This is a genomic window from Leptotrichia sp., from assembly GCF_057270615.1.
This window is the reverse complement of sequence record NZ_DBHIXN010000084.1, coordinates 1-5,604: the sequence shown is the minus strand read 5'-3', so window position 1 is coordinate 5,604 and position 5,604 is coordinate 1. Positions and strand designations below refer to the sequence as shown.

Sequence of the window (5,604 nt, the reverse complement as noted above, 5' to 3'; positions counted from 1 at the left end):
TTGGGCTGTCGCCAAGCGGTAAGGCACTGGACTTTGACTCCAGCATGCAATGGTTCGAATCCATTCAGCCCAGCCATTTTAAAAATTAAATTGCAATATATGTACTACTAGGTTATAGTAGTTTTTTTTTACTTAAAAATTATGATTTAATATTTATTTTTTTGAGGACTTAGTATTTTAGATAAAACAATAAAATTTATTAATTTTTGCCGTTGAAAATTCAAAAAAAATGTGGTATACTCAAAATGTAAGAAATAATATATTAATATATATTAAAATTTTTAGGAGGTATATTAAAATGGCAGTTAAAGTAGCAATTAATGGATTTGGAAGAATCGGAAGATTAGCATTAAGATTAATGTCAGAACAAACAGACAAATTTGAAGTAGTGGCAATTAATGATTTAACAGATGCTAAAATGTTAGCACACTTATTCAAATACGATTCATCTCAAGGAAGATTCAATGGAACTATTGAAGTTAAAGAAGGAGCTTTCGTAGTAAATGGAAACGAAATTAAAGTTTTCGCAGAAGCTGATCCTGAAAAATTACCTTGGGGAGATTTAGGAGTAGACGTAGTATTAGAAGCAACAGGATTCTTTGCAACTAAAGAAAAAGCTGAAAAACACATAAAAGCAGGAGCTAAAAAAGTAGTTATTACAGCACCTGGTGGAAGCGATGTTAAAACTGTAGTTTACAATGTAAACCACGAAATCTTAGATGGTTCAGAAACAGTTATTTCAGGAGCTTCTTGTACAACTAACTGTTTAGCACCAATGGCTAAAGCATTAAATGACAAATTTGGAATTGTAACTGGAACAATGACAACTATCCACGCTTACACAGGAGACCAAAATACATTAGATGCACCACACAGAAAAGGTGACTTAAGAAGAGCAAGAGCTGCTGCAGTAAATATCGTACCTAACTCAACAGGAGCTGCAAAAGCAATTGGATTAGTTATTCCTGAATTAAATGGAAAATTAGATGGAGCTGCTCAAAGAGTACCTGTTCCAACTGGTTCATTAACTGAATTAGTATCTATTTTAAACAAAAAAGTAACAGTTGATGAAGTAAATGCAGCAATGAAAGCAGCATCAACTGAATCATTCGGATATACAGAAGAACCATTAGTATCTTCTGACATCGTTGGAATCCACTTTGGATCATTATTTGATGCAACTCAAACTAAAATTGTTCAAAATGGAGATGTTCAATTAGTTAAAACAGTATCTTGGTATGACAACGAAATGTCTTATACTTCTCAATTAATTAGAACATTAGGATACTTCGCAAGCAAAATTGCTAAATAATTGATTTAATTAAATTCTAAAAAATCAACTTTAGGAAATCGGCTAGAAATAGTCGGTTTTCTTTTTTATTTTTTATTATTTTAAATTTTCTTTTTAAAAAATAAATTTATATTTTGTAAAATATGTGTTATACTATGATGAAATCATTTAAAGTAAAAAATTTTTAAATATGGAGAAAATATGAAAAATATAGAAAATATGAAAAGATTTTACGATACAATTTCAGAAAAGTATGATTTTATTTTCTTTCTTTCAAATGTTCAAAAAAATTTTTTTAAAAAATATGTCAGTGGAAAAAAAGTTCTTGATGTTGGAGCGGCAACAGGAAATTTGTCAAAATTTTTAAAGAATGAAAAATTTGAAGTGACTTCGATTGATATAAATGAAAAACTTATTGAGCAGGCTGGAAAAAAGGGAATAGATGTAAAAAATCTGGATATGTTGAAAATTGATGAATTGGGAAAATTTGATACAATAATAAATGTTGGGAATACGTTGCCACATTTAAATAATAAGGATGAGATTTTTTTGTTTTTGAAAAAGTCTTATTTACAGTTGGAAAATGATGGAAAACTAATTATTCAGCTGATAAATTTTTATAAATTTTTTGAAAATCAAGAATTTGAATCTAATTTTTTAGGAAGTTTACCATTAATTCAGAATGAAAATGTTAAATTTGAACGTTTTTACTATAAAAATTCAGATAATAATGTGATTTTTAAAACTATTTTGGATGAAAAATTTGAAAATGAAGAAATTTTAGTTAATGTTAATTATTTTGATTTTATGGATTTTTTTAAGAAATTAAATATAGATGATGTGAAGGTGTTTGGGGGTTTTAATGAAACAGAATTTATTTTGGAAAAATCACAGCCATTGATATTTGTAATTACAAAAAAAGTCTAATATTATTTTTAAAATAAAGTTTAGTATAAAAAATAATGTAAATAAATTTAGCAATTGTAAAAGTAATAAAGATTGAATAATGGCAGTATATAATAATCATAAGTGGGGGAAGAAGCTTTATCAGGAGTGGAGAAAAACAAAAAATACTGCGTTTATTGTAATTTTTAGAATTTTACAAATGACTAAAGAAATATAAAGAAAGGAGTGTATGGTATTTTATATAATTATTTATATATTTATCATATAAAAAATGATGAAATCTTTTACAAATTTTATAAAAGTAACTTTAATAGGGGCACCGCTTTTGAATAAAATGATAGGAATATTTCTTATTTCGATGTTTCCTGTAATTGAATTGCGTGGGGCGATACCAGTTGGAGCGGCTATTGGATTGCCTTGGTACTTGAATATGATTGTTTCTGTTGTGGGGAATATGCTTCCTGTGCCGTTTATTCTTTTATTTTCGGTAAAACTTTTTGAATTTATGAAAAAACGGAATATTTTGGTAAAGTTTATTGAAAAAATAGAAAATCGGGCTAAAAAGCGTAGTGAAGGGCTTGCAACAGGGGAATTTATTGGACTTATGCTGTTTGTGGCAGTTCCATTTCCTGGGACAGGTGCTTGGACAGGTGCATTGATTGCGGCTTTGCTTCAATTTGAGAGAAAAAAATCATTTTTTTATATTGGATTGGGAGTAATAATAGCTGCTGCAGTAATGACTATGGCATCTTATGGGGTAATAAGCCTTTTTGCACCGAAACATTAAAAAAATTTTAAATAGGCTGTTGAAAAATAAATATTTTTGTGGTAAAATGACTTAAAGTTAAATATTATTAAGGGAATGTTTTGGTTTCGACAGGATAAAAAGATTATTATTGGCAAGTAAGCGGGAGCTTTAAAATCCATTTAAAAATAATCGGAAACGATAATTACGCATTAGCTGCCTAAGATAGCGGCTCATCTCTTTTGGGAACGCCATTTTCTCATTAGATGATGTCATTTTTAATGGCTTACCTAAATGTATGATTATGTCATTTAGGGAAATTCTATAATCTCGCCTTTAGACTTTTGTCTGTTTAATATCTAACGGTTAAAGCGTTAAATAGACTAAACTTGTAGAAGATAGTAAGGACTTTCTATTTTGGACACGGGTTCGATTCCCGTCATTTCCACCAAAACAGAATATAAAAGGTAAAATTTTAGATAGGTTAAAAGAAGCGGGTCATTAGGCTCGTTTTTCTTTAATTAAAAATAGGAGATTTTAATAAAAATGAAAAGAGGTACTGGAAAATCACATAGTAAAATTATATTAATCGGAGAACATTCTGTCGTTTATGGCTATCCTGCCATTGCTGTTCCATTGAAAAAAATTGAGATTGAATGTGTAATAGAAGAGGCGAAAAGCAATTTTTTTTATAATGAAACAGATACACTTTCAGTTGCAATTTTTACTGCGTTAAAATATTTAAAAAAAGAAAATGCAAAAATAAAATATGAAATAACTTCTCAAATCCCTCAAAAACGTGGAATGGGATCTTCAGCAGCAGTTAGCATTGCGGCAATTCGTGCGATATTTGATTATTTTGAAGAAGATTTAGAAGATACATTGCTGGAAAAACTGGTTCACACGGCAGAAATAGTAGCTCATAATACACCAAGCGGTCTGGATGCAAAAACTTGCCTTAGTAGCAAAGCTATAAAATTTATAAAGAATAAAGGATTTTCGTATATTGATTTAAATCTTGACGCATATCTTATTATTGCAGATACAGGTATTTATGGGAATACTGGTGAAGCAATTCAAAATGTGAAAAATCTTGGAAGTAAAGCTGATATTCCATTAAAAAAACTTGGAGATTTAACAGATGAAATGGCTAAAATTTTAACTGAAAACAGCAAATCAAAAAGTGAAATGATTGATAAAGTGGGAAAAATTATGACAAAGGCAAATACAGAACTTGGAAAGTTAAACATAACTATTGAAAAGACAGATTTATTTGTAAAGACAGCGATTGAAAATGGGGCAAGTGGAGCAAAAATTTCTGGTGGAGGTTTGGGAGGCTGTGTAATTGCACTTGCTAAAAATTTGGAAATTGTAGAAAAGATAAAAGATGGATTTACCAAATGTGGAGCAGAGAATATTTGGGTAGAAAAAATTTAATATTTAAAAATTTAACGAAAAAATAAAGGAGAAAAAATGGTAAAAGTCAAATCTTACGCTAATATTGCAATTGTAAAATACTGGGGGAAAAAAGATGCAGAAAAAATGATACCTGCCACAAGCAGTATTTCCCTTACTCTTAATGATATGTTCACAGAAACAGAAATGGAATTTATAAAGGATGAGGATATTAAAACTGCTGTTGAAAAGGAAATAAAAAATGGAAATTGTAAAGATAAATTTTGGGATATGACGGATTTATTTTATTTAAATGAAGAATTGCAGGATAGTGTACATACGGAAAAGATTAGTAAAGTTGTGGATTTGTTTAGGGAAAATAGGAATCAGAAGGTAAAAATTTCTACAACAAATAATATGCCGACAGCTGCAGGACTTTCTTCTAGTTCGAGTGGCTTGTCAGCTGTAATAAAGGCTTGTAATGAACTTTTTGGAAAAAATTATGCACAATCTGAACTTGCACAAATTTCAAAATTTGGTTCTGGCTCTTCTTCGAGAAGTTTTTTTGGACCAATTGCGGCTTGGGACAAAGATACTGGAGAGATTTATGAAGTTAAGACAGATTTGAAATTAGCGATGATTGTGCTTGTATTAAATGAAAATAAAAAGAAAATTTCAAGTCGAAATGGAATGGAACTTTGTGCTAAAACTTCGACGTATTTTGATGAATGGGTAAAGCAGTCTGAAATTGATTTTATAAATATGAAAAAATATCTTGCTGAAAATGATTTTGAAAAAGTGGGAATTTTAACAGAAGAAAATGCCCTTAGAATGCACAAGACAACTGAAACTGCAAATCCACCATTTTCGTATTTTAATGAAAAAACTTACGAAGCAATGGATTTTGTAAAAAAATTGAGAAATAATGAGGAGAAATGCTATTTTACAATGGATGCTGGACCTAATGTGAAGGTGCTTTGTCTAGAAGATAATTTGGAAAAATTGGCAGAGATTTTTGGGCAGAAATATAAGATTATTGTAAGTAAAACTGTTAAATTATGATTTTGGAAAGGTTTTTGAATAATGAGGGTAAATTAAGAAAATTTGACATAGTTGCAGGTATATTATTTGAAATTGCGACAATAATTTTAACAAAAAGATAGCAAGAAGTCGTAGGCTTTCTATAAGTGGGAGATGAATTGCTTTTTTTGTAAAAAAATTGAAAAAAGGATATGCCTATGATACAATTTTTGTATAAAATATCGAA

General features: G+C 29.4%; 5 protein-coding genes, 1 tRNA gene and 1 other RNA gene. All 7 read left to right on the top strand.

Annotated features, from left to right (window positions below; all coding sequences use genetic code 11):
* Position 1: 1 nt before the first annotated feature.
* The 7 genes from ACO409_RS10045 to mvaD all read left to right on the top strand — a co-directional run bounded on the left by ACO409_RS10045 (position 2) and on the right by mvaD (position 5,399).
* Positions 2-76: transfer RNA gene (locus ACO409_RS10045), tRNA-Gln, on the top strand.
* A 222-nt stretch (positions 77-298) separates the two neighbouring features.
* The gene (gene gap, locus ACO409_RS10040) at positions 299-1,312 is read left to right on the top strand and encodes a type I glyceraldehyde-3-phosphate dehydrogenase (RefSeq protein WP_485556896.1); all 1,014 of its coding nucleotides are present in this window, start codon (positions 299-301) and stop codon (positions 1,310-1,312) included.
* 180 nt (positions 1,313-1,492) lie between these two features.
* The gene (locus ACO409_RS10035) at positions 1,493-2,218 is read left to right on the top strand and encodes a class I SAM-dependent methyltransferase (RefSeq protein ID WP_485556894.1); all 726 of its coding nucleotides are present in this window, start codon (positions 1,493-1,495) and stop codon (positions 2,216-2,218) included.
* A gap of 250 nt (positions 2,219-2,468) precedes the next feature.
* Positions 2,469-2,984 carry a COG2426 family protein gene (locus tag ACO409_RS10030; protein WP_485556892.1) on the top strand — a complete coding sequence of 172 codons (516 nt, stop codon included), beginning with the start codon at positions 2,469-2,471 and terminating at the stop codon, positions 2,982-2,984.
* Between the two features lie 71 nt (positions 2,985-3,055).
* Positions 3,056-3,393, top strand: a transfer-messenger RNA (tmRNA) gene (ssrA, locus tag ACO409_RS10025).
* Between the two features lie 95 nt (positions 3,394-3,488).
* Complete coding sequence (gene mvk / locus ACO409_RS10020; protein ID WP_485556890.1) at positions 3,489-4,379, top strand: mevalonate kinase; 891 nt, start codon at positions 3,489-3,491, stop codon at positions 4,377-4,379.
* 36 nt (positions 4,380-4,415) lie between these two features.
* A complete protein-coding gene (gene mvaD / locus ACO409_RS10015) occupies positions 4,416-5,399 on the top strand; it encodes a diphosphomevalonate decarboxylase (protein WP_485556889.1) in 984 nt (327 codons plus the stop codon).
* The last annotated feature ends 205 nt before the right edge of the window (positions 5,400-5,604 follow it).

Excerpts from the sequence above, each read along its gene's own strand:
- gap (WP_485556896.1), top strand. The coding sequence starts at position 299 with ATGGCAGTTAAAGTAGCAATTAATGGATTTGGAAGAATCGGAAGATTA.
- ACO409_RS10035 (WP_485556894.1), top strand. The coding sequence starts at position 1,493 with ATGAAAAATATAGAAAATATGAAAAGATTTTACGATACAATTTCAGAA.
- ACO409_RS10030 (WP_485556892.1), top strand. The coding sequence starts at position 2,469 with ATGATGAAATCTTTTACAAATTTTATAAAAGTAACTTTAATAGGGGCA.
- mvk (WP_485556890.1), top strand. The coding sequence starts at position 3,489 with ATGAAAAGAGGTACTGGAAAATCACATAGTAAAATTATATTAATCGGA.
- mvaD (WP_485556889.1), top strand. The coding sequence starts at position 4,416 with ATGGTAAAAGTCAAATCTTACGCTAATATTGCAATTGTAAAATACTGG.